Raw genomic sequence first — 303 nt, forward strand, 5'->3', positions numbered from 1 at the left:
GCAGTTTGATAGCCTGCTGGAGCTGGGGGGTGATGACCAACCCCTGCCCCTGCCGGACCTCAAGCCTTTGCCCGATCACGCGCACATTCCCCCGAAGGCAACCCAAACCCACCCAAGCGCCGGACGATGGCCCGGAACTTGCTTATAGCTTGACTGTGGAGGACAGCCGTTAACGTCCGGTGAGCGTAACGGTCAAGTTTCGGCTTAAAGCTGTGCGCCTAGCTGTACATCTCGCCAAGATAGGCGCGGCGGACTTCGTCACTCTCGACAGCTTCCTGTGCCGTGCCTTCAAACAGTACCGCA

The 303-nt window shown here is 59.7% G+C and carries 2 protein-coding genes; both read right to left on the bottom strand.

Annotation, left to right across the window (positions count from 1 at the left end):
* Positions 1-79 (bottom strand): hypothetical protein (locus B3H86_RS02135; RefSeq protein ID WP_292050923.1); only part of this gene is annotated, 79 nt, incomplete at its 3' end.
* A 139-nt stretch (positions 80-218) separates the two neighbouring features.
* On the bottom strand, positions 219-296 hold the full coding sequence (locus B3H86_RS02140) for a hypothetical protein (protein WP_292050924.1): 78 nt from the start codon (positions 294-296) through the stop codon (positions 219-221).
* Positions 297-303 lie beyond the last annotated feature (7 nt).

Source organism: Brevundimonas sp. UBA5866, from assembly GCF_002432125.1.
In the GTDB taxonomy this organism is placed as follows: Bacteria; Pseudomonadota; Alphaproteobacteria; order Caulobacterales; family Caulobacteraceae; genus Brevundimonas.